Source organism: Halogeometricum pallidum JCM 14848, from assembly GCF_000337095.1.
GTDB lineage: Archaea > Halobacteriota > Halobacteria > Halobacteriales > Haloferacaceae > Halogeometricum > Halogeometricum pallidum.
Window position 1 is genome coordinate 41,380 of record NZ_AOIV01000044.1, and the last position, 24,655, is coordinate 66,034.

The following is a 24,655-nucleotide window of genomic DNA, read 5'->3' on the forward strand; positions in this document are numbered from 1 at the left end:
GGCGGATGCGCCGCACAACCGCGTTCCGCCCCGGGTCGCCGTCACGTCACGTGGAGTCTGGCCCCGTCCCGGTATCTAAACCCTCGTCTGCCGGGACGCCGAGGTTTATCGAACGTCGAGCCCATCGGTACCGTATGTCATACGAGGTCGACTACGAACTGTCCGACGACGACGAGAACGTTCACCACGTCTGGGACAACAGTCTGGACCCGCTCGTGACGGTCGAACCGGGCGAGGTGGTCCGCTTCGAGTGCCGCGACGCATTGGACGGCCAGGTCGGACCCGACTCCGGGGTGGAGGACTTGGCGAACGCGACGTTCGACCCGGTCCATCCGCTGACCGGCCCCGTCGCCGTCGAGGGGGCGGAACCGGGCGACGTGCTCGCCATCGAACTCCTCGATTTCGAACACAAGGGTTGGGGGTTCACCGGGTTCATGCCCGGCGAGATGGGCCTCGGTCTCCTGCCCGAGGAGTTCGAGGAGGCGGGTCTGCACATCTGGGAGTTGGAGGAGGACGTGGCTCACTTCGTGAATGGGATTGAGATTCCCCTCGACATGTTCCCGGGCATCATCGGCGTCGCACCGGGTAAGGACGGCGAACACGACACCCTGCCACCGTACGACACCGGCGGCAACATGGACGTCAAACACATGACGAAGGGGTCGACGGTGTACCTCCCCGTCGAAGTCGAGGGCGGACTGTTCTCGACGGCGGACTGCCACGCCGCGCAGGGCGACGGTGAGGTGTGCGTGACGGGTATCGAAGCGCCGATGTACGTTACGGCGCGCTTCGACGTCCTGAAGGACAAGTCCATCGAGCAACCGCAACTGAAGACGACGGGGCCGTTCACGCCCACCGGGTCCGACGAACCGATGCACGCGACGACGGGCATCGCCGACGACCTGATGGAAGCGACGAAGAAGGCCGTCCGGCACATGATAGACCACCTCGAAACCGAACGAGACCTGACGCGCGGCGAGGCGTACATCCTCTGTTCGGCGGCCGTCGACCTGAAGATAAGCGAAGTCGTCGACGCGCCGAACTGGACGGTCACCGCCTACGTGCCCGACAGCATCTTCCCCTGAGTCCGTCGCGAGAGTCAGTCGCCACCGAACGCGTCCCGGAGGCGGTCCGCGATGGACCGCCCGACGGTCCGCGGGTCCGCCTCTTTCAGTTCGAGTTCGTCGCCGACGCTCACCGTCCCTGCTTCGACGACGTTCGCGCAGATGCCGCCGCGCTTTTGCTTGAGGGCGCGCGCGACGCCCTCCTCGCCGGCGACCTGTTCGACGTGCGCGCAGGGCGGGCGGGGGCGCGTCCCCCGGAACGTCGCCCCGCCAACGCGGAACGTCGTCTTCAGCAGGTCGTGGAGTTCCTCGCCGCCGACGCCGCGGACGACGATGTTCCGTCGGTGCCGGCCGTCGGTCAGGTCGATGCCCGTCTCGTCGAGAATCTCCGCCAACGCCTCCCGGGCGACGAACGTCACCTCGCAGACGTCGTACGGCGAGTAGTACCCCGTCCCGAGCAGGTAGCGGTCGCCGCGCAGGCCGCCCTCGACGGCCTCTACGGACTCGCGGGACTCCATCGGCGCGCCGTCCTCCGGACTCGTCCACAGTTGCTCGACGCGGCCGGAAATCTCGTCCATTAGCACACCGACCTCGGGTCGAAGCCCAGTCCCCGAAGGGCGTCCGCGTAGTCGTCGTACGCCAACTGAATCGTGTAGCCGGCGACCATCTCGGCGGCCTCCCAATCGTCGTCGGTCCCGCACAGCGATTCGAGAAGCGAGAGACCGTCGGTCAGCGTCTCCGTCGTCTCCGCCTTCAGTTCGCGGAGGACGTCCGCCGTCCGCTCGTCCGCCTCGTTGACGAAGAAGCCGACGAGTTGGTTGTACGTCCGGTGGCTGACGAGGGGCCGACCGACCATCCCGCCGGCGACGCGTTCGACGGCCGACTCGCGGCCGCGGAGGTAGCCGTGCATCGGTCCGGGTTCCCCGTCCGGTTCCCACGCACCGTCGAGTTCGTCGGCCACGCGCCGGAGGTGGCCGTCCTCCTGGTCGGCGACGGCGGCGAACGCCGTCCGGGCCGCCTCCACGTCCTCGTCGTCGGCCCACCCGCGAAACGTCTCCCGGGCGGCGTGTTCGCTCGCCGCCGCCACCTCGAGGACGCGTTCGCGCGTCAACTCGGCGTCCGTCAACGCGACGAGCAGTTGCTGGGAGCCGAGTCGGTCCAACTCCGTCCGCTTTTCGACCTCCACGGCCGACCGAAAGCTCTCGCCGTCCATACGCTACTCACGGGGGGTGCGACCCTGAATGTTGGCCCGCGCCGCTATCGTCTCCGGGCGCGCCGAGGACGTCCGCGGCATCGCCGTCGAATCGGTCCGGGATACGGAGTCGGTCGCCGAGTCGGCGCCGAAGCCGACCGGAACGCGCGGCCGTCCGCCGCCGTCGAGACCGACGACGGGTGAGGAGTGACGGCTCTCGTCCGCCGACGACGGGGCGGGCCCGGACCGTCGGCCGGGGAGAATCGAACCGGCAAACTGACCGCTTGAGCGGCAACTATATTCCACGGGAGACTCGTATCCAGACTGATGACTCCTGAGAGACTGTACGAACGACTCGACCGGGGTGGGTCGGTCTCTCTACTCGACGTTCGGAATCGAGACGAACACGACGCGTGGCACGTCGACGGCGGCGAGACGACCCTCGTCCCGTACTCGAAGTTCATGGCGGCCGAGGCGCGCGGCGACGTCGCCGAAACCGCCCGAGAGGCCGGCCTCGACCCCGAGGACCAGATCGTCGTCGTCTGCGGTCGCGGCGAGGCCAGCGCGTACGTCGCCGAACTCCTCCGGGACGAGGGCTTCGACGCGGAGAACCTCGAGGACGGCATGCGCGGGTGGGCGCGCGTCTACGTCTCGGTCGTCGTCCCGGCCGACGTCGACGCGGTGATACACCAGTACCGTCGCCCCGCCAGCGGGTGTCTCGCCTACTTCGTCGTCTCGGACGGCGAGGCCGCGGTGATAGACCCCCTCAGGCAGTTCACGGAGCGGTACGTTACCGACGCCCGCGAGTACGGCGCCGACCTCGCGTACGCCCTCGACACGCACGTCCACGCCGACCACGTCAGCGGCGTCCGGAGACTCGCCGACGAGACGGACGCCACCGCTGTCCACCCCGAGGGTGCGCGCGACAGAGGTCTCGACGCCGGCGACGCGACCGAGTTCGTCGTCGACGGCGACGAGATTCGCGTCGGGAACGCGACGCTCACCGCCGTCCACGCTCCCGGTCACACCAGCGAGATGACCGCCTACCGCCTCGGCAACGTGCTGTTCTCGGGCGATAGCCTGTTCGTCGAGAGCGTCGCCCGCCCGGATTTGGAGGTGGGCGACGAGGGCGCGACCGACGCCGCGCGGCAGTTGTACGGGACGCTCCAGTCGGTGTTCGGCGCGTTTCGCGACGACACCCGTATCGCTCCGGCGCACTACGGTACCGCCGCCGAACGGCGGAGCGACGGCACCTACTCCGCGTACCTCGGCGACCTCCGGGACGGCCTCCCGCTTCTCATGTTCTCGGAGGAGCAGTTCGTGGAGACGGTCCTCTCCGATATGCCGCCGCGGCCGGCGAACTACGAGGAGATAATCGCCACGAACCTCGGTCGGAGCGACGTGGCCGACGCGGAGGCCTTCGAGTTGGAACTCGGACCGAACAACTGCGCGGTCTCGAAGGCGGACTGAGTTGCCGATTCGATCCCGTTCGAACCGATTTGACCCGAACGGCGGCGCGCTCAGTCGTCGTCCGCGGCGGGCGCGGCGGCCGAGGCGTCGTTCTCGATGCTCGGCGGGTAGACGCCGCGTTCCAGTTTGAGGTCGCTCTGCGGGCGCGCCATGCACGTCAGCGCGTAGTCCTCTCGCTCCTCGTCGGTGAGGCCGCGGGCGGCGGGTTGAACCACGTCGCCTTCGAGAATCTCTGCGGAGCAGGCCAGACACATCCCGACCCGGCAGGAGTACTCCTGCGCGATTCCTTCCTCGATACAGGCCTTGAGGATGGTCTGCTTGTCGGAGACCTGAATCGACTCGTCCGTCCCGACGAACTCGACGGTGTACTCGGTCATGAGACCCGATTTGCGGGACCGCGGCAAAACTCTTTATGGAGCGATTCGGTCGGTGACACGAGGCCGGGATTCGGAGGGAACGCGACTGAGGGCTCTCGTCCCCCCGCTCCCTTCGCTCGCCGGTCGGGTCGCCCCCGAGCGGTCAGGTCATTCCCTGCTCGGCGGCGCCCTCGCGTATCTTCTTCGCCCGCTTCCGCACGCGGTTGACGTACCGCTGCACTTTCTCGGGTTTCTCGCCGTAGTAGGAGGCGACCCACTCGACGTCGACGAGCGGCTGCGTGAGGAAGTAGGCGACGAGCGTGTCGCGCCCGGCTTGGATTATCTCCGGCGGAACGCCCCGCTCTCCCGTCCCCGCCTCCTGAAATCCGTTGACGTCGAAGTAGACGTCGGCGTACAGCGTCGCCGTGTCGGCGTCGTCGAACTCGATTCCCTCGTGGTGCGGCGCCTCGAACCGGTAGACCGTTCCGTCGGTCCCGGCCGTCCGTTCGACGATGCGGACACCGAGGATGTAGTCGCGATGGACGGATTCGGCCGGGCCGGTCGTCCGCTCGTCGTCGGCTGTGTCGTCAGTTTGTGACATGTTCGATAGTAGTGAACTGAAAGATGGTTAGTGGTCGCGGCGGGTCCCGCCTCGCGTCGCCGGCTTCTCGGTTCCGGCGCGAGTCAGTTTTCGCCGTCGTCCTCTCCGCCCGTTTCGTTTTCTCCGCTCTCTCCGTTCTCTTCGCCTTCCTCGTTTTCTTCGCCCTTTCCGCCCGTTTCGTTTTCTTCGCCCTTTCCGTTCTCTTCGCCCTCCTCGTTCTCCTCGACGGCCTCTTCGGCCGTGTCGCCGACGCTCTCCGGTTCGTAGACGTAGAGTCCGTCGTTTGGGTACGAGCGGGCCGGGCCGCCGAAGCCGTCCTCACAGCAGAGCACGCGGCCGTCGCGCATCGCGTAGACGTTGTCGACGTTGCGGAGGGCGTCGTCGGCGACACTCGCCGGGTCCGTGAAGTCCGGACCGACGATGACGGGTTTGAGCGTCGAGACGTTGTAGTCGTCTTCGAGTTCGGCGCGGTAGACGACCCCGCCGTCGACGCGGTCCATCTGGACGTCGCCCTCGTCGTCCGCCAGGGCGTCGTTGAACTCGGAGATGCCGAAGTAGACGTAGTCACCCGGGCCGGCGTCGTCGACGCTGTCGACGCCCTCGGCCTTGTTGAACTCGATGGAGGCGCCGATCTCCTTTGCGGCCGCGCGGGTTTCGAGGAACGGGACGCGCCGGAGTTCGTCGTCGACGCCGTCGGGGCCGTGCTCCTCGTACTGGCGGGCCCACTCGACGATGTCCTCGTTCGAGACGTAGTTTTGGTTCCCGTTGCGGATGACTTCGAGGTCCGCCTCGCGAAGCGCCGCCGCCGGGTCGTCAGCCCAGTTGGTCTCGGCGTGAGCCTCGAAGTAGTCGACCTGCGTGACGTCGTCGTACTCGGCGACCCACGATTCGACCTCGGCGTTCGTCGCGTGACCGAGTTCGAGCCACTCGACCTCCAGGTTGACGTACGCCGGGGACTTCCGCTCGCCGCCCTCCGAGGCGTTCGCCGCGTCGTTCGTTATCTTCGGCGCGTACAGGGTGCCGGTGACGTCCATCGGGTCGTCGTACTCCGGGATGGGGTCGTCGGCGACGAACTTGTAGATACCCTTGCTGTCGCCGTCCGAACAGCCGTAGACGGTCTTCTGGTCGCCCTGCACGTCGGGGGACTCCCAGGCGGCCCGACCCATCACGTAGTACTTCACGGCTTCGGGCTCCTCGGCCGCCGGTTCGCGGAAGTCGACGAAGTAGCCGTACCGGTACGGGTTCGGGTAGACGTCGTCGATGGGCGACGTCCGGAGGTTCCGGTCGTCGACCTGGTCGCTCTGATCGGAGCCGAGGTAGTACGCGAGGAACTCCACGCCGGTCAGCGCCCAACTACCCTGCGGGCTGAAGTCCTCTTCGAGGTGGTCGTACTGCGCGTACGTCGATATCGCGTCGGATATCTCGCCGGGGTTCGGGCGGTTCCAGAAGTGCGCGGCACCGACGAGTCCCGCGCCGGACTCGGCCTCCACGATGTCGCCGACCGTGTCCGTCATGTTGACGCGGGGGTGCGCGTAGTTCTCCTCGGCGGATATCATCGTCCCCCACGGGCTGAGGTCGCCGTAGCAGTTGATGCGGGTCCCGCCGTGGGCGCGCAGCGACTCGGTGTTCGACAGGTTCATCGCGTTCTCCATGTCGGCGCTCCACTCGCCGTCCTCGTCCTGACTGATGGGGACGCGCGAGACGTCTCCGGGGCTGTTCTCCCAGTTCGTGAACAGATAGCCCTCCGTCTCCTCCTCGTTCGTCGGGACGAACTGGTTGCAGTCGGGGTTGCTCCCGGCGAGTCCGTACTGCGTCCCCGCGAAATACGGCCGTTCCTCGCGCTCGGGGTCGGCCGGGTCCGAGCGCATGATGTCCGTCCCGTCCGGCGTCTGCGTCACGCCGAGCAGTTCCTCGCCGTCGTTTATCGGTTCGCGCCCGTAGAAGAGTATCTCGTAGTCGCCGGCCTCCGACCGGACGTCACGCTGTTCCTCCTCCGTCTCGGGGATTCCGACCTCCTCGAAGTCGTCGTTGCTCCCGTCGAACGTGAAGTTGAACCCGCTGAAGTAGCCCACCGCCGCCCGCCCGAACGGTTCGGGGTTCTCCTCGGAGGGGTGCTGGAGACTGTACAGCAACCCTCCGTCGCGGAAGACGAACGGCCCCGTCACTTCCGCTCCGAACGCCGTCGTCGAGAACCGCTTGAGGCTCCCTTCGACGCTGGGTGCACCCGGCGTGTCGGACTCCTCAACCTCGTCTGCAGTCGCTACCCCTGCCACACTTGCCCCGAGTGTGGCGGCCGCGGACGTCGCCATCAGCTTCCGTCGAGTAAAGTCTACCATGCGGATTGACAGATAACACGGCCGGTTAAATAAATTTGTAATGGTTATACATACATCTAGGCTGTGTAATGAATCACAACGAGACCAATATAGCCGTACGTGACACAATTTAACGCTGTACGGGACTATTCAAAAATGAATACAGTATTTCGGGAACGTCGCCGTCTGACCCGCCGCGGCGCTCACTCCTCCTCGTCGGCCCGGACGGTCAGAACCGGCACGTCGGACCGTCGAACCACCTTCTCCGTGACGCTGCCGAGGAGGTAGCGGTCCAGGCCGCTCCGACCGTGCGTCCCCATCACGATGAGGTCGCAGTCGTTCGCCTTCGCGTAGTCGAGGATGGTCTCGTAGGCCGACCCCGACTCCACGCTCGTCGTCGTCTCCACGCCGGCGCGCTCGGCCGTCTGGACGACGTGTTCGACGGCCTCTTTCCCCTCCGTCTCCAGCGACTCGACGACGATGTCCGTGCCCGCTTCCAGGGAGGCGTACGTCCCGGAGTCGACGACGTAGAGGGCGTGGATGGTCGCTCCGTACTGCTTGGCCAGGTCGACGGCGTTCTCTACGGCTCGCTCCGTCGCGTGGCTCCCGTCGGTCGGCACGAGGATTCGGTCGTACATCGTCCGTAGTACGGCCACCTACGGTTAGAAACTGTCCGCCGAACGACGTTCACTCCACGCTGGCGTCGGCGTCTCCGCTAACGGTGTCCCCGTCGGCGGCGTCCGGCGACTCGCCGCGGAACGCCAGAATCGCGTCTTCGCACGCGCGGAGGCCGTCTATTCGCTCTCGCTCTGCGAGCGACACCGTCTCCACGACGGTCCAACCGTCGCCGTCGTCGTCGAAGACGACCCCTTTCACCCACGACCCGGTGGCGAGGATGACGGCGCTGGCGTCGCCCTCCTCCTCGATGGGGCTGGCGAGTTCGAAGACCTCGGAGCGGTTGAGGTCCAGCAGTTCCTTGGCCGACAGCGGTCGCGGCGGCAGCGACTCCACGAGTGCCATGTCCGTCCGTCCCCCGCGGCGGTGCTTGTGCCTTCCGAACCGGCGGGACCGCCGGGCGGGGCGCGAGTCGGACCAAAAAGCTTCTACGCGCTACCGCGGGAGTCTCCCCTATGTCTCTCGGAGACGCGCCGGACGACGCCGCGGGCCGTCGCCGCGGCGTCCGACTCGACGGGGTCGCAGCCGCCGTCGCGGTCCTCGCCGCCCTCGGACTCCTCGCGCGCCTCGTCGACCTCGGCGCGCGCCCGTTCCACTGGGACGAGGCCCGCGTCGGCTACTGGTCGCTCCGCTATCTGGAGGTGGGGTCGTTCGAGTACCGCCCCGTCGCGGGCGGTCCGCTCCTCTATCACCTCGACCGACTCGTCTTCGCCCTCGTCGGCGCGACGGACGCGACGGCCCGCCTGCCCGTCGCCGTCCTCGGCGCGGCGCTCCCGCTCTGTGCGCTCCTGTTCCGCGACCGACTCGACGACGCCGACACGCTGCTGTTCGCCGCGCTCCTCGGATTCAGTCCGCTGTTTGTCTACTACTCGCGCTTCCTCCGCGGCGACGTCCCCCTCGCGCTGTTCGCACTGGCGTTCGTCGGGTTCGCCGTGCGCGCGTACGACCGCCGGAGTCGACGCGACGCCTACCTCGGGTCGGTCGCCCTCGCCCTCGCGTTTGCCTCGTCGGGGTTCGTCGCCGCCTATGTCCTGTGTTGGCTGGCCGCCGCCGTCCTCCTCCTCGACCAACCGAGCGCCGTCGTCGACGCCGGGTCGTCGACGCGTCGGCAACTCGCCGCCCTCCGCTCGCGCGTGGCCAGCCGAACCGGCGCCGCGGCGCGCGCGTTCCTCCTCTTCCTCGGGACGACGGTGCTCTGTTTCGCCCCCAGGGCGGGGCCGCACGTCGACGTCGGCCTCTGGAAGCCGACGACGTGGCACCTCGTGCTGTACGAGTCCACGGTCGGCGCGCTCTGGTCGTTCCTCGGCGTCCGCGTGCTCAACCGCTGGCCGTACTCGACGCACTCGCTGTTCCCGTACGTCGAGGCGTTCGCCGACACCCTCGTCGTCGCGGCGCTCCCGGTGCTCGTCGCCGCCGTCGCCGCCCTCCTCTGGAACCGCTACGCCGGCGCGGCGCGCCGCCCCCTCCTGGACGGATTCGCCTACTGGAGCGCGGCCGCGTTCGCCCTCCTGCCCGTCGTGACCGAGGTGTCGGCGCCGTGGGTCGCCGTCCACGTCCTCCTCCCAGCGTCGCTCCTCGCCGCCGTCGGGGGGGCGGCACTCGCGAGGCGCGCCGTCGCTCTCGGCAGGGGGGCCGACCGCGACGCGGCCAGCGTCGCCGCCGTCTGCCTCGTCCTCCTCGCCGTCCTCGCGCAGACGGGCGCGGTGACCGCCGCGGGCGTGTACGGCCCCTCCGACCGCTCGAACGACCTCGCGCAGTTCGCCCAACCGAGCGACGACCTGACCCCTCTCGCGGAGAACGCGACGGCCGTCGCCGACGGCGACCCCTCCACCCCCGAGGTGCTGTACGTCGGCGAGGAGTACTACACCGCGTGGGACCCCGGCAACGAGTACCCGCCGACCGTCGACTCGTGGGGCAACCGCCTTCCGCTTCCATGGTACTTCGAGCGCGCCGGCGCAGACGAGGTGAGCACGGAGAACGCGACGACGCTGGCGCAGCGAGAGTCCGTCCCGCCCATCGTCGTCACGGAACCGGAACTCGCGAACGCTGTCGGCGACACCCTCGGCGGCGGCTACGAGCGGTCGACGTACCGACTGGGTCTGTGGGACCGCGAGACGGTCGTGTTCGTCCGGCGGTAGTCGAGAGACGCGGGCACGACGGAGTCACCGCTGGCCGTCGCGGCGTCACCGAAAAACGAGAACGTTCGTGTGTCCGCTCGACCCGGGTTACCGGAAGCCCATCGCTTCGATCTGTTCTTGGTACCGGTTCCGGATGGTGACCTCGGTCACCTGCGCCACGTCGGCGACTTCGCGCTGGGTCTTCTTCTCGTTGCAGAGCAGGGAAGCGGCGTAGATGGCGGCCGCGGCGAACCCCGTCGGCGACTTCCCCGAGAGCAGGCCCTGCTCGGCGGAGACGTCGATTATCTCGGTCGCCTTCGCCTGTACCTCTTCAGAGAGGCCGAGGGCGGAGGCGAAGCGCGGAACGAACTGCTTGGGGTCGACGGGCTTCAGTTCGAGACCGAGTTCCTGGGAGATGTAGCGGTACGTCCGTCCGATTTCCTTCTGCGGGACGCGGGAGACTTCGGCGACTTCGTCGAGCGAGCGCGGGATGCCCTCCTGCCGGCAGGCGGCGTAGAGAGCGGAGGTGGCGACGCCCTCGATGGAGCGTCCCCGGATCAGGTCCTCGTTCAGCGCGCGGCGGTAGATGACCGAAGCGACCTCTCGTACGGAGCGGGGAACACCCAGCGCGGAGGCCATGCGGTCGATTTCCGAGAGCGCGAACTGGAGGTTTCGCTCGCCCGCGTCCTTCGTTCGGATGCGCTCCTGCCACTTGCGGAGGCGGTGCATCTGCGAGCGCTTCTCGGAGGAGAGCGACCGCCCGTAGGCGTCCTTGTCCTTCCAGTCGATGGTCGTCGTCAGGCCGCGGTCGTGCATCGTCTCCGTGATGGGCGCCCCGACGCGGGACTTCGACTGGCGCTCGGAGTGGTTGAACGCTCGCCACTCCGGGCCGCGGTCGATCTGACGCTCGTCGAGAACCAAGCCGCAGTCGTCGCACACCAGCTCCCCCTGGTCGGCATCCGTGATCACGTTCGTGGACTCACACTCCGGGCACGCGATGCGCTCGTCGGAACTCTTCTCCGCTTCCTGCTCCTGTTGACGCTGGCGGCTCGGACGTTCCATTATAAGGTTTGTGGTGAAGCGCGTATTTAAATCTTCGTATAAGGATGCCGATATACTAACACAGACTAGCAACTAGTATCTATCGGTTCGGCGGCCGTTCGTCGCCGGACGCGGCGTTCCGACGGCGGTGACGGACGCCGGTTCCGTTATCCCGGCGTCGGCCCAACGGGTTCGCATGCGACCGCGCCTCCTCGCGTTCATCGCCGTCGTCCTCGTCCTCGGCGGGTGTCTCGGCGTCGGGCCGTCGGCCCCGGAACCGACGGGAACGGTGCAAACGCCGAAAACGCCGGATGCGACGCCGTCCTCGACGTTCGAGGGGGCGACCCCCGCCGAACCGGGCGTCCGCGTCACCGTCACGGAGGTAGTCGACGGCGACACCGTGAAAATCAGGTACGCCAACGGCTCGCGGGACACGGTCCGTCTCTTGGGCGTCGACACGCCCGAGGTGTACGGGTCGAACACGCCCGGCGAGTACGAGGGCGTCCCCGACACCGGGGCGGGGGCGGCCTGCCTCGACGCCGCCGGAGAGAACGCCTCGGCGTACGCGAAGGCGCGCCTCTCGGGCGAACGCGTGCGCCTCGTTTTCGACGACACCGCGGACAGACGCGGCTACTACGACCGTCTCCTCGCGTACGTCTACGTCGACGGCGACTCGTTCAACTACGCGCTGGTCGAATCCGGCCGCGCGCGACTGTACGAGAGCACCTTTACCGAACGTGAACGCTACCGCGCCGCCGAGGCGGACGCCCGGTCGGCCCGCCGCGGCCTCTGGTCGTGCGTCGACCCCTCGACCCCCGACGCCTCGCCGGGGAGCGTGACCGACGCCGAGATAGCGGTCGCCGAGATTCACGCCGACGCGGCCGGGAACGACAACGAGAACCCGAACGACGAGTACGTCGTCTTCCGGAACGAGGGCGAGGAGGCGGTCGACCTCTCGGGGTGGTCCGTCGTGGACGCCGCGGGGAACGACTACACCTTCCCCTCGGGGACGAGACTCGAACCCGGCGCGGAACTCACGCTCAGAACCGGAACCGGGGACGACGGCGGGGGGACGGTGTACTGGGGGCGCGGGTCGGCGGTGTGGAACAACGGCGGCGACACGATACGACTGCGGGACGACGACGGCGCCGTGGTGCTCGAACGTCCGTACTGAGTCGGAAAACGGAGTCGGAACGCCGACCGTAGTCGGGGGGAGAACTGTAAAGGGGAATGGGGGGCGGAGCGTGCGACCCCGTGCGAACGTATCGAACGAGGCGGCTTCAGTCCTGGGGGCCGTTTCTCCCGACCCCGAATCCCGCCGCCGCCCTGCGATATGCTCGAGATAATATTACTATCGGACATTTAATAAACCTTTTGTATGATTAGCGGGTATGTAGCGACAACATGAGCACGACGCCCGCACAGCAGTCGTCCGTGGTGCAAGACATCGACGCGGCCGCCGTCCCCGACGTGACGCCGGTATCGCTCCCGGCGTCCTCGCTGGATTCGACCGCCCCCGACTACCTGCGCGACCTGAAGGCCGAACTTGCCGCCGACGGCTACCACCCGGCCGTGCTGTCCGTCGAAGCGAGTTTTGAGGAGGACTGTCCGTACGCAACGCAGACCGTCGCCGACGACCTGCGGGCGTACGTCCGCGCCGCCTCCTTCCTCGGCGTCGGTCGCCTCGAACTCACCGTCGCGGAGGCCGCCGACGAGGACGCCGTCCGCTCGGCGCTCCGCGCCCTCGGCGAACGCGCCCGTCGCGAGGGGGTCGCGCTCTCGGTGTCCGGCGCCGTCTCCGCCTGATGGCGACGAAGGCCGCCCTGGAGACGCAACTCTCCGTCGTCGCCGGCTTCGAGAACCCGCGGGTCGAACTCGAACAGTACCCGACGCCGCCGGGACTCGCCGCCCACGTCGTCCACGTCGCGGACCTCAACGGCGACGTTGAGGGCAAGACAGTGGTGGACCTCGGGACGGGCACCGGGATGCTCGCCCTCGGCGCCGCCCTCCGCGGCCCCGCCCGCGTCGTCGGCGTCGACGTGGACGCCGAAGCTCTCGACACCGCCCGCGAGAACCGCGTCCGCGTCGGCACGACGACGCCCATCCACTGGGTCCGCGGCGACGCCACGCGGGCGTCCCTGTGCGTCGACGAACCCGCGACGGTGCTGATGAATCCCCCGTTCGGCGCCCAACGCGGCCGCGAGCACGTCGACCGGGCGTTTCTGGAGACGGCGTCGAGGCTCGCGGACGTGTCCTACTCGGTTCACAACGACGGGTCGCAGGAGTTCGTCGAGGCGTTCGCAGCCGACGAGGGCGGCGAGGTGACGCACGCCTTCCGCGCCACGTTCAGCCTCGACAAGCAGTTCGACTTCCACGACGCGGAGACGACGGACATCGACACCGAGGTGTACCGCATCGAGTGGCGCTGACTACTTGTACGTCTCTCGCTCGGCTATCTGCAACCGCGTCCCCTCGTACTCGACGAACAGTCGCTTCTTCTCTCTGGTGAACGTCAGACCGTCGAGCGTCACCGACTGGTTCGTTCGGGGGAGGCGCGCGGCCAGCGTCTCGTTGTCCCGCGCGACGCGCAGGTAGTACCCCTGCGGGGCGGCCGCGACGCTGATGTTCCGCCCCCCGACGACCGGTCCGGCCCGCGCGGGGTCGGCGGTGTAGACGACGCGCGCGCTCCCGTCGTGGCTCAGCAGGACGCGGTAGGTTGTGTTGCCGCCGGCGGTCACCCAGCCGTCGCGGACGGCGTACACCGTCTCGCGCCACCCGACGCCGCCGACGACGACGGCGGCCCGGCCGGCGAACGCCAACCGCCCCTTCGTCACCGCCGTCGTCCAGATGCCGCGCTCCTCGCTCCTGACGACGACGCCGGAGGTGTTCACCGCCGTCGTCTCGCCGAACGCGCTCACGTCGACGGCGGCGGTCATCCCGTTCGTCACGCTCTCGGCGTACGTCACCTCGTAGTCGCGGACGACCACCTCCTCGCCCGGCAGTTCGCCGTCGCCGGCGGTGTAGAGGTTGGCGACGACGGCCGGTCCGGTGATCGCGGCCGTGACGAGGAGGAGGCAGGCGACGCCCGCCTGCCAGCGGCGGTGCGTGAACGCCCCGTCGAAGGCGTCTTCGAGAACGAGGCGGTTCGACCCGACGACGATGTAGGTGACGACGACGGCCATCACCGCGACGAGGCCGACGCCCGCCGCCCGGTAGAGCACGTAGGTGTCGCCGCCGCGGTACCAGTACACCGCCCACAGCGACTGCTGCACGCCGAAGATGACCGTCGCGGTCCACAGCCTGAGCGCCGACGTCCGCGCGTCCCTCGACCGCCCCCGAACGACGGCCGCTCCGAGGAGGACGCCGACGAAGAGACCGAACGCGTGCCCCTGAATCGCGATGTCCGCCCACCACGGGGTGATGTAGGCGGGACGACCGCCGGCGGTGAGTTGCGGCGTCTGCACCGCCGCGTAGACGGTGCGAACCACGCTCCCGGCCGCGAGGGCGACGACGGTGGTGAACGGGTAGTTGACGAGCGCGAACCCGGCGAACGCGAAGACGACGCCCGAGAAGCCGATGATGGGACCGATGGCGAACGCGGCGGTCAAGAGGCCGACGAGGAGGACGACGGCGGGGAAGACGACGAACGCGCGGACGTACGGGTTCGTCCGCCACGACCCGAACGACGTCGCCCCCCGGTGGCGGGGGAAGTGCCCCCACGCGTACTCGGCGATGGGGGCGAACGCCGCCGCCCCGACGAGGTTGCCGAGCAGGTGTCCGGCCCCGCTGTGCGCGAACGCGGCGGTGAGCACGCCGAGCGGGTAGAAGTACGACCACGCCCGGAACGGAAGGGTGAGCGGGTTGTACCAGTTGGAGAGACCGCCCTGTACGAACAGGTAGACGGCGAGGACGCCGAGGAGGGTGACGAGGGTGCCCCACGGCACCCCGAGGACGAATCTGCGCCGGAGCGCCTCGCCCCACCGCCCCGACGGTCGGTCCGCCGCGACGATGGCGACGGCCGCGAGCACGAACGCGACGACGACCCCCGCGCGCTGAACAATGAGCCACCCCGAAACGTCCATCACTCCGGTAATTCGTCGGCGCGGTTAAGAACTTCTCGCAGGCGGGAGCGCTCCCGGCGACGGCGCGGCGGCTACGCGGTGCTCTCGGTGACGGCGAGCCGACCGCGACACGTCAAAAAATCCGGACTCAGAGCTTCGATTCGGCGTCGTCGGCGAGTTCCTTCATCCGCTTGCCGACTCGTCCGGCGTTGGAGAACTCGTCCTCGCTCATCGCCGCCGCGAGGGCGTTGCCGAGGACGAAGACGGCGTGTTTGTGTTCGCTCTTGGATTTGTGGACGTGCGAGGGCTCTACGGCGAGCTGGTCGTACGGGTCGAACAACCCGTCAGCCACGTTCTCGCGAGCGGCGAAGTGGTTCTTGATGATCACCATCTGCTCGTGAAGTTCGAGAAGCTCGTCCTTGTGCATGGTCTCGGGTACGTGAGAGGTCGATTTAAGAGTTATTGGGTTTCGATGACACGCGGGGTCAGAAGACGTACTCGTCCTCGTGTCCCATCATCCCGTCGTCTTCGAGGTGGTCGTCTTCGTCCATCGGACCGCTCGTCTTGAACGCGCGGATGCCGGTGGAGAGGAGTTCCTCGATGGCCTCCTCCCGGCTCATGAACTCACCCTGTTCGACGAGTTGTGCAATCTGCATCTCGAGGTGTTCGGGTACGCTGATGTTGACTTTCGGCATCTGAACGCCCGGGGGTTTGAAGGCGGCTTATTTAACTCCTGCGCCCGGCTTTTCCTCGAACGCCAACATCTGTACCGACTTTCGTGGGAATACGTTCTTTCGCTCCCAAACGAAGTTTGCGACTCGACACGAGCGTTCGACGCCGTCACCGCCTCCCCCGCCGGAGTCGTCACCGTTAGGTGCGCCGCGGCGAACGCTTGGATATGAGTCAGGACGTTACGGGCCTCTACGAGGAGTTCGGCGGCGACAGACTCCCGCCGGGGCAGCGCGAGACCGCCCGTTTTCCGGTACTGTCGAAGAGCGGCACGCCGTCGTGGGACCGCGATGACTGGACGTTCGAGGTGTGGGGCGCCGTGGAAGAGGAACTCTCCCTCTCCTACGAGGGGTTCCGCGACCTCCCCTCTGAGACGCAGATACAGGATTTCCACTGCGTCACCGGGTGGTCGAAGTTCGACTGCGAGTTCACGGGCGTCACGTTCCCGACGCTGGCAGAGGCGGCGGGCGTCCGCGACGATGCGGAGCACGTCATGTTCCACGCCCTCGACGGCTACACGACGAACCTCCCTCTCGAAGACTGCGCGCGCGAGGAGGTCATGTTCGTCTACGACTACGACGGCGAACCCCTCCCCGCAGACCACGGCGGCCCCCTCCGCGTCGTCACCCCGCACAAGTACGCCTACAAGGGCGCCAAGTGGGTCTCCGGCGTCGAGTTCCTCACCGAGGCCGAACGCGGCTACTGGGAGAAGCGGGGCTACTCGAACACGGCGAATCCGTGGAACGAAGAGCGGTACAGCTAACCGCGGCGAAAACAGCGCGCCGCGCCGGGATAGTCAGGTAAAAGACTGTGGCCTCCTCAGTTTCAGGAAATGGCATCGCTGCGGACTGACGAGGCGGAGACGCACCTCGTCAGCAGGTCGGTCCGCGTGTCGGCACCGTCGTTTCGCGCCGTCCTCGACGCCGCCGAGGCGCCGCGGACCGTCTGGTCGGCGCCGGACGAGGCGACGGTAGTCGGCGAGGGCGCCGCCGCGACGGTGACCGCCGACGGGCCCAATCGGTTCGACCGCGTGCGCGAGGCCGCGGAGGAACTGTTCTCCTCGGGCGACGTGCACGCCGGCACCGAGGCGGCCCGCCCCCGCCTGTTCGGCGGGTTCGCGTTCCACGCCGACAGCGCCGGCGGGCCGCCGTGGGAGGAGTTCCCCGGCGCCCGCTTCGTCTTCCCGCGCGTGCAGGTGACGTACACCGACGACGGCGCGTGGCTCACGGTCAACGCCGTCGGCCCGGACGCCGACGTCGGGGCCGTCGAGAAACGCCTCGACCGCGAACGCGAGCGAATCGCGTCGCTCCCGGACGCCGGCCCCGTCGCCGGTCCGCCGGGCGTCGTCGGTAGGCGGCGAACCACGGCCAGAGACGACTGGAACGCGAGCGTCGAGGCCGCCGTCGACCGCATCCGCGCGGGCGACCTGGTGAAGGTGGTCCTCGCGCAGGCGCTCGAAGTCGACCTGGAGACGCCGCTGTCGGTTCCGGACGTGCTGGAGCGACTCGGCGACGCCTACCCCGAGTGCTACCGCTTTCTCGTCGAACCGAACCCGGGAGCGGACCGCCCGCAGGCGTCGTTCTTCGGCGCGACGCCGGAGCGACTCGTCAGCCTCCGCGGCCGGACCGTCGAGACGGACGCGCTGGCCGGCACGACCGGCCGCGGGGAGACGCCCGCCGAGGACGAGTGGCTGGCGCAGGAGCTGTTGAACGACGAGAAGAACGTCCACGAGCACGAACTCGTCGCCCAGACGGTCCGCGAGCAACTCGCCCCGTTCGCTTCGTCGGTGAACGCCCCCGACCGGCGGGTTAAACGCCTCGCGACCGTCCAGCACCTCTGGACGCCCGTGACGGCGACGCTGTCGACGAACGAGCACGTCCTCTCGCTCGTGGAGGCGCTGCACCCGACGCCCGCCGTCGGCGGCCTGCCGCCCGAGAAGGCGCTCGAAACCATCCGCGACACCGAACCGTTCGACCGGGGGTGGTACGCCTCTCCGGTCGGCTGGATAGACGCCGCCGGCTACGGCACGTTCGCCGTCGCCCTGCGCTCGGCCGTCGCCCGCGGCGACGTGGCGACGCTGTTCGCCGGCGTCGGCGTCGTGGAGGACTCCGACCCCGACCGGGAGTGGGACGAAGTGCAACTGAAGTACCGCGCCCTCCTCGACGAACTGGAACGCTGACTCTCGACTGTACACTATCATGACCGCACCCAACCGAAACGTCCTCTGGGCGCACGCCTTGGTCGACGAACTCGCCGCCGCGGGCGTCGACGCCGTCTGCATCACGCCCGGGAGCCGTTCGACCCCCCTGACCGAAGCGTTCGACGACCACGACGACGTCCACGTCTTCTCGCACCTCGACGAGCGTTCCTCGGCGTTCTTCGCTCTCGGGCGCGCGCGCCGCACGGGCGACGTGACGCCGCTCGTCTGCACGTCCGGCACCGCCGCGGCGAACTTCCACCCCGCCGTCATCGAGGCGTCGCAGTCGCGGGTGCCGCTGCTCGTCCTCACGGCCGACCGCCCGCCGGAGATACGCGACTCCGGCGCGAACCAGACCATCGATCAGGAGAAGCTGTACGGCGACGCCGTCCGCTGGTACAAGGACGTCGCCGAACCCGAGGCGACGCCCCGGAAACTCCGCTCGCTCCGGACGACGGCGGCCAGAGCGCTCGCGAAGGCGACGGGGACGCCCGCCGGACCGGTCCACCTCAACCTCCCGTTCAGAAAGCCGCTGGAACCCGTCGAGGTCGAGGGCGACGTGCCCGGTGACCTGCCCGAACTCGCCGAATCCGGGCGCGACGAGGCGTTCGTAACGACGACCGAGGGCGTCCCCGAACTCGACGACGACACGCTCCGCGACGTCGCGGACCGCCTCTCGGAACCCCGCGGCCTCGTCGTCGCCGGCCCCGCGGACGCGCCGGGCGTCGAACGCGAGGCGCTTGCGGCGTTCGCCCACGCCACCGGATTCCCGATACTTGCGGACCCGCTCTCGGGCGTCCGCTTCGGCGGGCACGTCCGCGTCGCGCCCGTCGTCGGCGGCTACGATGGCTTCCTCGACCCCTCGGTGACCGAGTCGTGGCCCGACCCGGACGTGGTGCTCCGCGTCGGCGCCTCGCCCACCTCGAAACCGCTCCGCAAGTACCTCGGCCGCGTCGACGCCGAGCAGTTGGTCGTCGACCCCGCCGCGGGGTGGCGCGAGGCGGAGTTCACCGCCACCGACCTCGTCGTCGCCGACCCCTCGCGCCTCATGGGTCGGCTCTCCCGACTGCTCGCCGGTCCCGGCTCCCCGGAGTGGCGGCGCCGCTGGGAGGACGCCGACGCGACGCACGAGTCCGTCGCCGCCGGCGCCGCGGAGTCGGAGGCGTTCGAGGGGCGCGTCCTCGCGGACGTCTTCGAACTCGCGCCGGACCCCGCCACGGTGTTCGTCTCGAACTCGATGCCCGTCCGCGACGCCGACCGCTTCGCCGCGCCGAGCACCAAGAGCCTCACCGTCCTCGGCAACCGCGGCGCCTCCGGCATCGACGGCATCGTCTCGACGGCGCTCGGCGCCGGGTCGGCGACGACGGACGAGTTGACGCTCGTCACCGGCGACATCGCCTACTACCACGACATGAACGGCCTCCTGGCGATCGGGCGCTCCGACGTCGACGCGACCATCGTCCTCGTCAACAACGACGGCGGCGGCATCTTCCACATGCTGCCCATCGAGGCGTTCGACCCGCCGTTCACCTCGCAGTTCAAGACGCCGCACGGCCTCGATTTCGAACCGAGCGCCGACCTCTACGGCCTCTCGTTCGCCCGCGTCGACGCCGACGACCGGGAGGGCTTCCGCGAGGCGTACGAGACGGCGACGCGGAGCGACGGGTCGCACGTGATAGCGGTGACCGTCGACGCCGAGGAGAGCCACGGGGTCCGCGAAGAGATACGCCAGCGAGTCGTCGACGGACTGCGCGGATAGGGCGAGTGGACGACGGCGCCAACACCGGTGTCGACACCGGTCGGCGGATCGCTCGATTCCGAGACGACGGTGCGCTTTTGACCCCCCACGCCCACCTACGGGATATGTCACGAGGCGCCACCGACCCCGAGACGGAGGCGAGACAGGTCCGCGCCCGCGAGGAGAACGACGAACTCGGCCGGTGGCTGGAGAACCTGTTCGACGGCACCGCCGAGGCGACGGTGCTCGGACTCCCGGCCCTCGTCGGCGTCCTCTTCTCCGGGGGCCTTCTCACGCCCTCGGCGGCGCTGGGGGCGGCCGTCACCCTCTCGTTCGGCGTCGCCGCCTTCCGGAACGGGAGCCTCGCGTTCGGCCCCGGGTGGCCGCCGTTCTCGCTGTTCTACGCCGCCGTCCGCACCGTGTGGTACAACCTCGCCTACGTCGCCGCCGTCTACGGCGTCATCGGCTCCGGCCTGTTCGAGTCGACGCCGTCCGGTCTCGCCCTCGCCATCGTCGCCGGCGGCGCCGTCGGCGCCGTCGCCGTCCTGACGTTCCCGTTCGTCGCGAACGGCGTCGAGTCGGCGCGTCGGCTCTGAGTCTCACGACGCCGCGAGCGACCGCAGTGCGCGAGCGGACCGAGAAGCGACCGACGGGAGCGATGAGGCTTCTGGTCCAGCTTTTGCCGAGGGCAGCCTCCGGCAGTCCGTAGCGCGAAAGGTGGGAATCTTTTTGCGCGCACCGGCCCCCTCGTCGGTATGGTCTCTGATATCTTCGACGCCGACCGCTGGGAACCGGTCGACGGCTCCTCGGAGTTCGACGACATCACCTACCACGAAGCGGCGGACGTTCCCGCCGTCCGCATCGCCTTCGACCGACCGGAGAAGCGCAACGCGTTCCGCCCGGGCACCGTCGACGAACTGTACGCGGCCCTCGACCACGCCCGCAAGCGGGCCGATATCGGGTGCGTCCTCCTCACCGGCAACGGCCCCTCCGAGAAGGACGGCGGGTGGGCGTTCTGCGCCGGCGGCGACCAGTCGGTCCGCGGCGGGTCCGGCTACGAGTACCGCGACGACGACGAGGCCGACGAGGGCGAGGACGAACTCGTCCGCGAGGCGAAGGCCGGCCGCCTGCACGTCCTCGAAGTCCAGCGTCTCATCCGGTTCATGCCGAAACCCGTCGTCGCCGTCGTCCCCGGGTGGGCCGTCGGCGGCGGCCACTCCCTGCACGTCGTCTGCGACCTGACGCTCGCCTCCGAGGAGCACGCGAAGTTCCTCCAGACGGACCCCGACGTGGCGTCCTTCGACGCCGGGTTCGGGTCGGCCTATCTCGCCAAGCAGGTCGGCCAGAAGAAGGCCCGCGAGGTGTTCTTCCGGGGGAAGACCTACTCCGCGGAGGAGGCCGTCGACATGGGCATGGCGAACGAGGCCATCCCGCACGACGACCTCGAAACCGTCGCCCTCGAGTGGGCCGAGGAGATGACGAACAAGTCGCCGATGGCGATGCGGATGCTGAAGTACGCCTTCAACATGACCGACGACGGCCTCGTGGGACAACAGGTGTTCGCGGGCGAGGCCACCCGGCTGGGCTACATGACCGAGGAGGCACAGGAGGGGCGGGACGCCTTCTTAGAGAAGCGCGACCCGGACTTCTCGGAGCATCCCTGGTTCTACTAACCGACCTTTTTGCAGATTCGGGTGCGCCTGCGGCGCACCACTCATCGCAAAAAGCTCGACCAAAAAGATGCCGCGACTCGCTCACTGCGTTCGCTCGTCGTGGTGGGGTGTGCTCGCCCTACTGCACTGCCATCTCTGACCCGCAGGGCCATTCGTCGGCTGTAGTCTGTCGTCAACTCTACGCTGTCGCTCAACGGTCAAATTTCGAGACTCGACGCCGCAGAACCAGTCGCTCTCGGTCGTTACGTGGTGGAAGGGTGTGCCGTCGCGGAGAGTGAGGCCGCGAGACTCACCTGGCGAACCACACCTGGGGTAACGGGTCCCATGAATAAGTAGTTTTTGGAGACTATCCTCTCTCGGAGCAACCCCATTTAATAAAGAACGTTGTTCGGATTGACAGGGCGCGTCCCCCCGCTCTTCACCCCCACTCGCCCCGGGCCGCCCGCGTCCGTCGGGAAACCGAACTTTGACGCCCGCGCCGCCCTCAGTTGAGAGAAATGAGTACGCAGGACATCTCGCGGACGAAGGCGTGGGTGATGGCCGCGCGCCCGCAGACGCTGCCCGCCGCCGCGGCGCCCATCCTCGTCGGCGTCGGTCTGGCGTTCCACGACGGCGTGTTCGCGGCGCTCCCGGCGCTCGCCGCCTTCCTCGGGTCGGCGCTCATCCAGGTCGGGACGAACTTCGCCAACGACTACTACGACGCCGCGCAGGGGGCCGACACCGAGAACCGGGAGGGGTTCACCCGCGTCACCGCGGGCGGCCTCATCGAACCCGCGGAGGTCAAGCGCGCGATGTATCTCACGTTCGCCGCCGCCGTCGCCCTCGGCACCTACCTCGTCTACGTCGGCGGCGTCCCCATCCTCGTCGTCGGCCTCGTCTCCGTCGCCTCCGGCATCGCCTACACCGGCGGGCCGTACCCCCTCGGCTACCACGGCCTCGGCGACGCGTTCGTCTTTCTGTTCTTCGGCGTCGTGGCCGTCACCGGCACGTACTACGTGCAGGCGGCCGCCGCCCTCGCGAACCCGCTGACCGTCGGCCTCCCGGCGAACACGGTCACCCTCGAGGCGTTCGTCGCCTCCCTCGCCGTCGCCGGCGTCTGCACGAACATCCTCGTCGTGAACAACGTCCGCGACAAAGAGGAGGACGCCACGACCGGAAAGCGGACGCTCGCCGTCCGCTTCGGCTACGGCTTCTCCCGCGCGGAGTACGCCGCCATGCTCGTCCTCGCGTACGCCGTCCCGCTCTGGTTCCTCGTGCGGGAGGGGTTCGGCGTCGCCGTCCTCCTCCCCCTGCTCACGCTCCCGTACGCGCTCTCGGTCGCGCGGACGGTGTTCACCGAGACGTCGGGCGCGGCGCTGAACCCGGCGCTCGAACGGACGGGGAAACTGCTGTTCGCGCACTCGCTGCTGTTCGGAATCGGCCTCTCGTTCGCGGAGTTCCCGCTCTGATGCGCCTCGAACAGTTCTCTCTTCGACTGACCGACCCGCTGGAGACCGCCAACGGCCCCATCGAGGCGCGCGAGGGGTTCCTCGTCCGCGTCAACGCCGAGAAGGACGATACCGACGACGACCGTGACGACCGCGACCGACCCGCGGCGGGACTGGGTGAAGCGACGCCGCTGCCGGGGTGGACCGAATCGATCGACGACTGCCGGGCCGCGCTCGACGGCGGGACTCCGGACGCGACGACGCCCGCCGCGAGGCACGGCGTCTCGCTCGCTCGCGCGGACGCCGACGCTCGCGCGGCGGACGAGCGACTCTGCGACCGCCTCGCGGCCGAGGGGCCGTTCGACTCCGACTCGGCGGCGGCCGACGCCGTCCCCGTGAACGCCACCGTCGGCGACGGGACGCCCGCGGAGACGGCGACGGCGACGCGCGACGCCGTCGAGGAGGGGTTCGACGCGGTGAAGATCAAGGTCGGCGCGCGGGACGCCGCCGAGGACGAGAGGCGCCTGCGCGCGGCCCGCGACGCCGCGCCGGACGCCGAACTCCGCGCGGACGCCAACGGCGCGTGGGACCGAGAGACGGCCGGAGCGATGCTCGATTCGGCCGCCGACCTCGGGTTCGCCTACGTCGAGCAACCGCTCCCCGCCGAGGACCTGTCGGGCCTCGCGTCCCTCCGCGGGCGCGGCGTCGGCGTCGGCGTCGACGAGTCGCTGGCGTCCCACTCGGCGCGCGAGGTGCTCGCGGCCGACGCTGCCGACGTGCTCGTTCTCAAACCGATGGCGCTGGGCGGCCCGGACCGGGCGCTGGCGTCGGCGCGGGCGGCCCGCGACGCCGGCGCGGACGCGGCGGTCACGACGACCCTCGACGGCGTCGTCGCCCGCCTCGGCGCCCTCCACGTCGCCGCCGCCGTCCCCGGCGTCCGGGCGTGCGGCCTCGCCACGGGGTCGCTGCTGGCGGAGGACCTCGCCCCCGACCCGGCGCCCGTCCGTGACGGCGCGATGGCGGTGCCGGACGGTCCGGGACTGGCGGGCGACTCGCTCGCCTCGCTGTACTGACCGCTGGCTCCGAACCCGTGCGGTCGACCGTGAGCTTTTGTGCGCCGCGCGCGTCCACCGTCGCATGGCGGAAGAAACTGACAACTCGGTGTCCGTGGTTCGGGAAGCGGGTGTGGTGACCGTGACGCTCGACAGGCCGGACGTGCGGAACGCGCTGACGGAGGACGTAACCGCCGGCCTCCGCGACGCGTTCGACTCGCTCGACGACGACACCCAGTGCGTCGTCCTCGAAGGCGCCGGCGGGGCGTTCTGCGCCGGCGGCGACATCAACGCGATGATGGAAGTGCGCGCGGGCGACCGGTCGATGGAGGAGACGGTCCGGCACATCATCGACGACACGGCCGGCGCGGTAAAATGCGTCCACGACTGCCAGTTCCCGACCGTCGCGAAGGTGGACGGACCGGCCATCGGCGCGGGCGGCGCACTCGCCCTCGCCTGCGACCTGCGCGTGTTCTCGCCGGAGGGACGAATCGGCTTCGGGTTCGAACAACTCGGTCTCGCCGTCGACTCGGGCGTCTCCTATCTCCTCCCCAGAGAGGTCGGAGCGGGCGTCGCCAAGGAACTCGTCTACACGGGGGAGGTGCTCGACGCCGAACGCGCCGCGGACCTCGGATTAGCGAACCGCGTGTTCGGTTCGGAGGACGAGGACGGGGAGGCGTTCGGGGACGCCTTCGACTCCTTCGTCGGCGAACTCGCCGCCGGACCGACGGCGGCCCTGCGGACCTCCAAACGCCTCCTCCGGCGCGGCTTCGAGGTATCGCTCGACACCGCTATCGAACACGAGGCGGCGGCGCAGGCGTCGCTGTTCGCCACCGACGACCACGAAGAGGGCGTCGACGCCTTCCTCGAACGCCGGGACCCCGAGTTCGACGAGCAGTAGACAAAATCAAATTTGATATTTTACGGGGGAGGCTTTTACCCCCCGA

General features: G+C 69.0%; 26 protein-coding genes. 15 read left to right on the top strand and 11 right to left on the bottom strand.

Annotated elements, in window-relative coordinates; translation table 11 throughout:
* Positions 1 to 134: 134 nt before the first annotated feature.
* The gene (locus C474_RS19335) at positions 135 to 1,085 is read left to right on the top strand and encodes an acetamidase/formamidase family protein (protein WP_008389831.1); all 951 of its coding nucleotides are present in this window, start codon (positions 135 to 137) and stop codon (positions 1,083 to 1,085) included.
* A gap of 14 nt (positions 1,086 to 1,099) precedes the next feature.
* Here C474_RS19335 and C474_RS19340 read toward each other — a convergent pair whose 3' ends face one another.
* Positions 1,100 to 1,642, bottom strand: coding sequence for an MOSC domain-containing protein (locus C474_RS19340; RefSeq protein ID WP_008389832.1), 543 nt, complete (start codon positions 1,640 to 1,642; stop codon positions 1,100 to 1,102).
* Positions 1,642 to 2,277, bottom strand: coding sequence for a hypothetical protein (locus tag C474_RS19345; protein ID WP_008389833.1), 636 nt, complete (start codon positions 2,275 to 2,277; stop codon positions 1,642 to 1,644). The genes C474_RS19340 and C474_RS19345 overlap by 1 nt, the downstream gene beginning before the upstream one ends.
* Before the next feature lie 28 nt (positions 2,278 to 2,305).
* On the opposite strand from C474_RS19345, the gene C474_RS22440 reads away from it, so the two are divergent.
* Entirely contained in the window at positions 2,306 to 2,467 is a 162-nt protein-coding gene (locus tag C474_RS22440) for a hypothetical protein (RefSeq protein ID WP_160166851.1), read from the top strand.
* A 116-nt stretch (positions 2,468 to 2,583) separates the two neighbouring features.
* Positions 2,584 to 3,726, top strand: coding sequence for an MBL fold metallo-hydrolase (locus C474_RS19350; RefSeq protein WP_008389834.1), 1,143 nt, complete (start codon positions 2,584 to 2,586; stop codon positions 3,724 to 3,726).
* A 50-nt stretch (positions 3,727 to 3,776) separates the two neighbouring features.
* Here the strand turns inward: C474_RS19350 and C474_RS19355 are convergent, their stop codons facing one another.
* The 5 genes from C474_RS19355 to C474_RS19375 all read right to left on the bottom strand — a co-directional run bounded on the left by C474_RS19355 (position 3,777) and on the right by C474_RS19375 (position 8,018).
* Positions 3,777 to 4,103 carry a 2Fe-2S iron-sulfur cluster-binding protein gene (locus tag C474_RS19355; protein ID WP_008389835.1) on the bottom strand — a complete coding sequence of 109 codons (327 nt, stop codon included), beginning with the start codon at positions 4,101 to 4,103 and terminating at the stop codon, positions 3,777 to 3,779.
* A gap of 142 nt (positions 4,104 to 4,245) precedes the next feature.
* Entirely contained in the window at positions 4,246 to 4,683 is a 438-nt protein-coding gene (locus C474_RS19360; RefSeq protein WP_008389837.1) for a hypothetical protein, read from the bottom strand.
* An 83-nt stretch (positions 4,684 to 4,766) separates the two neighbouring features.
* Entirely contained in the window at positions 4,767 to 7,019 is a 2,253-nt protein-coding gene (locus C474_RS19365) for an alkaline phosphatase PhoX (RefSeq protein ID WP_193363664.1), read from the bottom strand.
* Between the two features lie 182 nt (positions 7,020 to 7,201).
* Positions 7,202 to 7,636: a universal stress protein gene (locus C474_RS19370; protein WP_008389841.1), complete on the bottom strand. Its 435-nt coding sequence runs from the start codon at positions 7,634 to 7,636 to the stop codon at positions 7,202 to 7,204.
* 49 nt (positions 7,637 to 7,685) lie between these two features.
* Complete coding sequence (locus tag C474_RS19375) at positions 7,686 to 8,018, bottom strand: hypothetical protein (RefSeq protein ID WP_008389842.1); 333 nt, start codon at positions 8,016 to 8,018, stop codon at positions 7,686 to 7,688.
* Positions 8,019 to 8,128: 110 nt separating this feature from the next.
* On the opposite strand from C474_RS19375, the gene C474_RS19380 reads away from it, so the two are divergent.
* Positions 8,129 to 9,811, top strand: coding sequence for a flippase activity-associated protein Agl23 (locus C474_RS19380; protein WP_008389844.1), 1,683 nt, complete (start codon positions 8,129 to 8,131; stop codon positions 9,809 to 9,811).
* Between the two features lie 87 nt (positions 9,812 to 9,898).
* On the opposite strand, the gene C474_RS19385 is transcribed toward C474_RS19380, so the two are convergent.
* Complete coding sequence (locus tag C474_RS19385; RefSeq protein ID WP_008389846.1) at positions 9,899 to 10,852, bottom strand: transcription initiation factor IIB; 954 nt, start codon at positions 10,850 to 10,852, stop codon at positions 9,899 to 9,901.
* A 175-nt stretch (positions 10,853 to 11,027) separates the two neighbouring features.
* On the opposite strand from C474_RS19385, the gene C474_RS19390 reads away from it, so the two are divergent.
* The 3 genes from C474_RS19390 (at position 11,028) to C474_RS19400 (ending at position 13,260) form a co-directional block, all read left to right on the top strand.
* Complete coding sequence (locus C474_RS19390; protein ID WP_008389848.1) at positions 11,028 to 12,005, top strand: lamin tail domain-containing protein; 978 nt, start codon at positions 11,028 to 11,030, stop codon at positions 12,003 to 12,005.
* 230 nt (positions 12,006 to 12,235) lie between these two features.
* On the top strand, positions 12,236 to 12,637 hold the full coding sequence (locus C474_RS19395) for a hypothetical protein (protein WP_049917201.1): 402 nt from the start codon (positions 12,236 to 12,238) through the stop codon (positions 12,635 to 12,637).
* The gene (locus C474_RS19400) at positions 12,637 to 13,260 is read left to right on the top strand and encodes an METTL5 family protein (RefSeq protein WP_008389852.1); all 624 of its coding nucleotides are present in this window, start codon (positions 12,637 to 12,639) and stop codon (positions 13,258 to 13,260) included. Before C474_RS19395 ends, C474_RS19400 begins: the two co-directional genes overlap by 1 nt.
* Here C474_RS19400 and C474_RS19405 read toward each other — a convergent pair whose 3' ends face one another.
* The 3 genes from C474_RS19405 to C474_RS19415 form a co-directional block, all read right to left on the bottom strand.
* Positions 13,261 to 14,913 (bottom strand): rhomboid family intramembrane serine protease, encoded by a 1,653-nt coding sequence (locus C474_RS19405; RefSeq protein ID WP_008389853.1) that lies wholly within the window; start codon positions 14,911 to 14,913, stop codon positions 13,261 to 13,263.
* A gap of 127 nt (positions 14,914 to 15,040) precedes the next feature.
* Positions 15,041 to 15,319 (bottom strand): UPF0058 family protein, encoded by a 279-nt coding sequence (locus tag C474_RS19410; protein ID WP_008389855.1) that lies wholly within the window; start codon positions 15,317 to 15,319, stop codon positions 15,041 to 15,043.
* A 58-nt stretch (positions 15,320 to 15,377) separates the two neighbouring features.
* Positions 15,378 to 15,587 carry a ribbon-helix-helix domain-containing protein gene (locus C474_RS19415; protein WP_008389858.1) on the bottom strand — a complete coding sequence of 70 codons (210 nt, stop codon included), beginning with the start codon at positions 15,585 to 15,587 and terminating at the stop codon, positions 15,378 to 15,380.
* Positions 15,588 to 15,790: 203 nt separating this feature from the next.
* On the opposite strand from C474_RS19415, the gene C474_RS19420 reads away from it, so the two are divergent.
* From C474_RS19420 to C474_RS19455, 8 genes are all read left to right on the top strand, one after another.
* The gene (locus C474_RS19420; RefSeq protein ID WP_008389860.1) at positions 15,791 to 16,384 is read left to right on the top strand and encodes a sulfite oxidase-like oxidoreductase; all 594 of its coding nucleotides are present in this window, start codon (positions 15,791 to 15,793) and stop codon (positions 16,382 to 16,384) included.
* A gap of 69 nt (positions 16,385 to 16,453) precedes the next feature.
* Complete coding sequence (locus tag C474_RS19425) at positions 16,454 to 17,800, top strand: isochorismate synthase (protein ID WP_008389861.1); 1,347 nt, start codon at positions 16,454 to 16,456, stop codon at positions 17,798 to 17,800.
* A gap of 19 nt (positions 17,801 to 17,819) precedes the next feature.
* Positions 17,820 to 19,577: a 2-succinyl-5-enolpyruvyl-6-hydroxy-3-cyclohexene-1-carboxylic-acid synthase gene (gene menD, locus C474_RS19430; protein WP_008389863.1), complete on the top strand. Its 1,758-nt coding sequence runs from the start codon at positions 17,820 to 17,822 to the stop codon at positions 19,575 to 19,577.
* Between the two features lie 104 nt (positions 19,578 to 19,681).
* Entirely contained in the window at positions 19,682 to 20,152 is a 471-nt protein-coding gene (locus C474_RS19435; protein WP_049917203.1) for a hypothetical protein, read from the top strand.
* 159 nt (positions 20,153 to 20,311) lie between these two features.
* Positions 20,312 to 21,229, top strand: a complete 918-nt coding sequence (locus C474_RS19440; protein ID WP_008389868.1) for a 1,4-dihydroxy-2-naphthoyl-CoA synthase — start codon at positions 20,312 to 20,314, stop codon at positions 21,227 to 21,229.
* Between the two features lie 497 nt (positions 21,230 to 21,726).
* Positions 21,727 to 22,677: a 1,4-dihydroxy-2-naphthoate polyprenyltransferase gene (locus tag C474_RS19445; RefSeq protein WP_049917204.1), complete on the top strand. Its 951-nt coding sequence runs from the start codon at positions 21,727 to 21,729 to the stop codon at positions 22,675 to 22,677.
* Positions 22,677 to 23,729, top strand: coding sequence for a mandelate racemase/muconate lactonizing enzyme family protein (locus tag C474_RS19450; protein WP_008389871.1), 1,053 nt, complete (start codon positions 22,677 to 22,679; stop codon positions 23,727 to 23,729). The genes C474_RS19445 and C474_RS19450 overlap by 1 nt, the downstream gene beginning before the upstream one ends.
* Positions 23,730 to 23,793: 64 nt before the next feature.
* Positions 23,794 to 24,609 carry an enoyl-CoA hydratase/isomerase family protein gene (locus tag C474_RS19455; RefSeq protein WP_008389873.1) on the top strand — a complete coding sequence of 272 codons (816 nt, stop codon included), beginning with the start codon at positions 23,794 to 23,796 and terminating at the stop codon, positions 24,607 to 24,609.
* Positions 24,610 to 24,655: the final 46 nt, after the last annotated feature.

What these genes read in the sequence shown, in the direction of transcription:
- C474_RS19335 (WP_008389831.1), top strand. Translation starts at nt 135, where the DNA reads ATGTCATACGAGGTCGACTACGAACTGTCCGACGACGACGAGAACGTT.
- C474_RS19340 (WP_008389832.1), bottom strand. Translation starts at nt 1,642, where the DNA reads ATGGACGAGATTTCCGGCCGCGTCGAGCAACTGTGGACGAGTCCGGAG.
- C474_RS19345 (WP_008389833.1), bottom strand. Translation starts at nt 2,277, where the DNA reads ATGGACGGCGAGAGCTTTCGGTCGGCCGTGGAGGTCGAAAAGCGGACG.
- C474_RS22440 (WP_160166851.1), top strand. Translation starts at nt 2,306, where the DNA reads ATGTTGGCCCGCGCCGCTATCGTCTCCGGGCGCGCCGAGGACGTCCGC.
- C474_RS19350 (WP_008389834.1), top strand. Translation starts at nt 2,584, where the DNA reads ATGACTCCTGAGAGACTGTACGAACGACTCGACCGGGGTGGGTCGGTC.
- C474_RS19355 (WP_008389835.1), bottom strand. Translation starts at nt 4,103, where the DNA reads ATGACCGAGTACACCGTCGAGTTCGTCGGGACGGACGAGTCGATTCAG.
- C474_RS19360 (WP_008389837.1), bottom strand. Translation starts at nt 4,683, where the DNA reads ATGTCACAAACTGACGACACAGCCGACGACGAGCGGACGACCGGCCCG.
- C474_RS19365 (WP_193363664.1), bottom strand. Translation starts at nt 7,019, where the DNA reads ATGGTAGACTTTACTCGACGGAAGCTGATGGCGACGTCCGCGGCCGCC.
- C474_RS19370 (WP_008389841.1), bottom strand. Translation starts at nt 7,636, where the DNA reads ATGTACGACCGAATCCTCGTGCCGACCGACGGGAGCCACGCGACGGAG.
- C474_RS19375 (WP_008389842.1), bottom strand. Translation starts at nt 8,018, where the DNA reads ATGGCACTCGTGGAGTCGCTGCCGCCGCGACCGCTGTCGGCCAAGGAA.
- C474_RS19380 (WP_008389844.1), top strand. Translation starts at nt 8,129, where the DNA reads ATGTCTCTCGGAGACGCGCCGGACGACGCCGCGGGCCGTCGCCGCGGC.
- C474_RS19385 (WP_008389846.1), bottom strand. Translation starts at nt 10,852, where the DNA reads ATGGAACGTCCGAGCCGCCAGCGTCAACAGGAGCAGGAAGCGGAGAAG.
- C474_RS19390 (WP_008389848.1), top strand. Translation starts at nt 11,028, where the DNA reads ATGCGACCGCGCCTCCTCGCGTTCATCGCCGTCGTCCTCGTCCTCGGC.
- C474_RS19395 (WP_049917201.1), top strand. Translation starts at nt 12,236, where the DNA reads ATGAGCACGACGCCCGCACAGCAGTCGTCCGTGGTGCAAGACATCGAC.
- C474_RS19400 (WP_008389852.1), top strand. Translation starts at nt 12,637, where the DNA reads ATGGCGACGAAGGCCGCCCTGGAGACGCAACTCTCCGTCGTCGCCGGC.
- C474_RS19405 (WP_008389853.1), bottom strand. Translation starts at nt 14,913, where the DNA reads ATGGACGTTTCGGGGTGGCTCATTGTTCAGCGCGCGGGGGTCGTCGTC.
- C474_RS19410 (WP_008389855.1), bottom strand. Translation starts at nt 15,319, where the DNA reads ATGCACAAGGACGAGCTTCTCGAACTTCACGAGCAGATGGTGATCATC.
- C474_RS19415 (WP_008389858.1), bottom strand. Translation starts at nt 15,587, where the DNA reads ATGCCGAAAGTCAACATCAGCGTACCCGAACACCTCGAGATGCAGATT.
- C474_RS19420 (WP_008389860.1), top strand. Translation starts at nt 15,791, where the DNA reads ATGAGTCAGGACGTTACGGGCCTCTACGAGGAGTTCGGCGGCGACAGA.
- C474_RS19425 (WP_008389861.1), top strand. Translation starts at nt 16,454, where the DNA reads ATGGCATCGCTGCGGACTGACGAGGCGGAGACGCACCTCGTCAGCAGG.
- menD (WP_008389863.1), top strand. Translation starts at nt 17,820, where the DNA reads ATGACCGCACCCAACCGAAACGTCCTCTGGGCGCACGCCTTGGTCGAC.
- C474_RS19435 (WP_049917203.1), top strand. Translation starts at nt 19,682, where the DNA reads ATGTCACGAGGCGCCACCGACCCCGAGACGGAGGCGAGACAGGTCCGC.
- C474_RS19440 (WP_008389868.1), top strand. Translation starts at nt 20,312, where the DNA reads ATGGTCTCTGATATCTTCGACGCCGACCGCTGGGAACCGGTCGACGGC.
- C474_RS19445 (WP_049917204.1), top strand. Translation starts at nt 21,727, where the DNA reads ATGAGTACGCAGGACATCTCGCGGACGAAGGCGTGGGTGATGGCCGCG.
- C474_RS19450 (WP_008389871.1), top strand. Translation starts at nt 22,677, where the DNA reads ATGCGCCTCGAACAGTTCTCTCTTCGACTGACCGACCCGCTGGAGACC.
- C474_RS19455 (WP_008389873.1), top strand. Translation starts at nt 23,794, where the DNA reads ATGGCGGAAGAAACTGACAACTCGGTGTCCGTGGTTCGGGAAGCGGGT.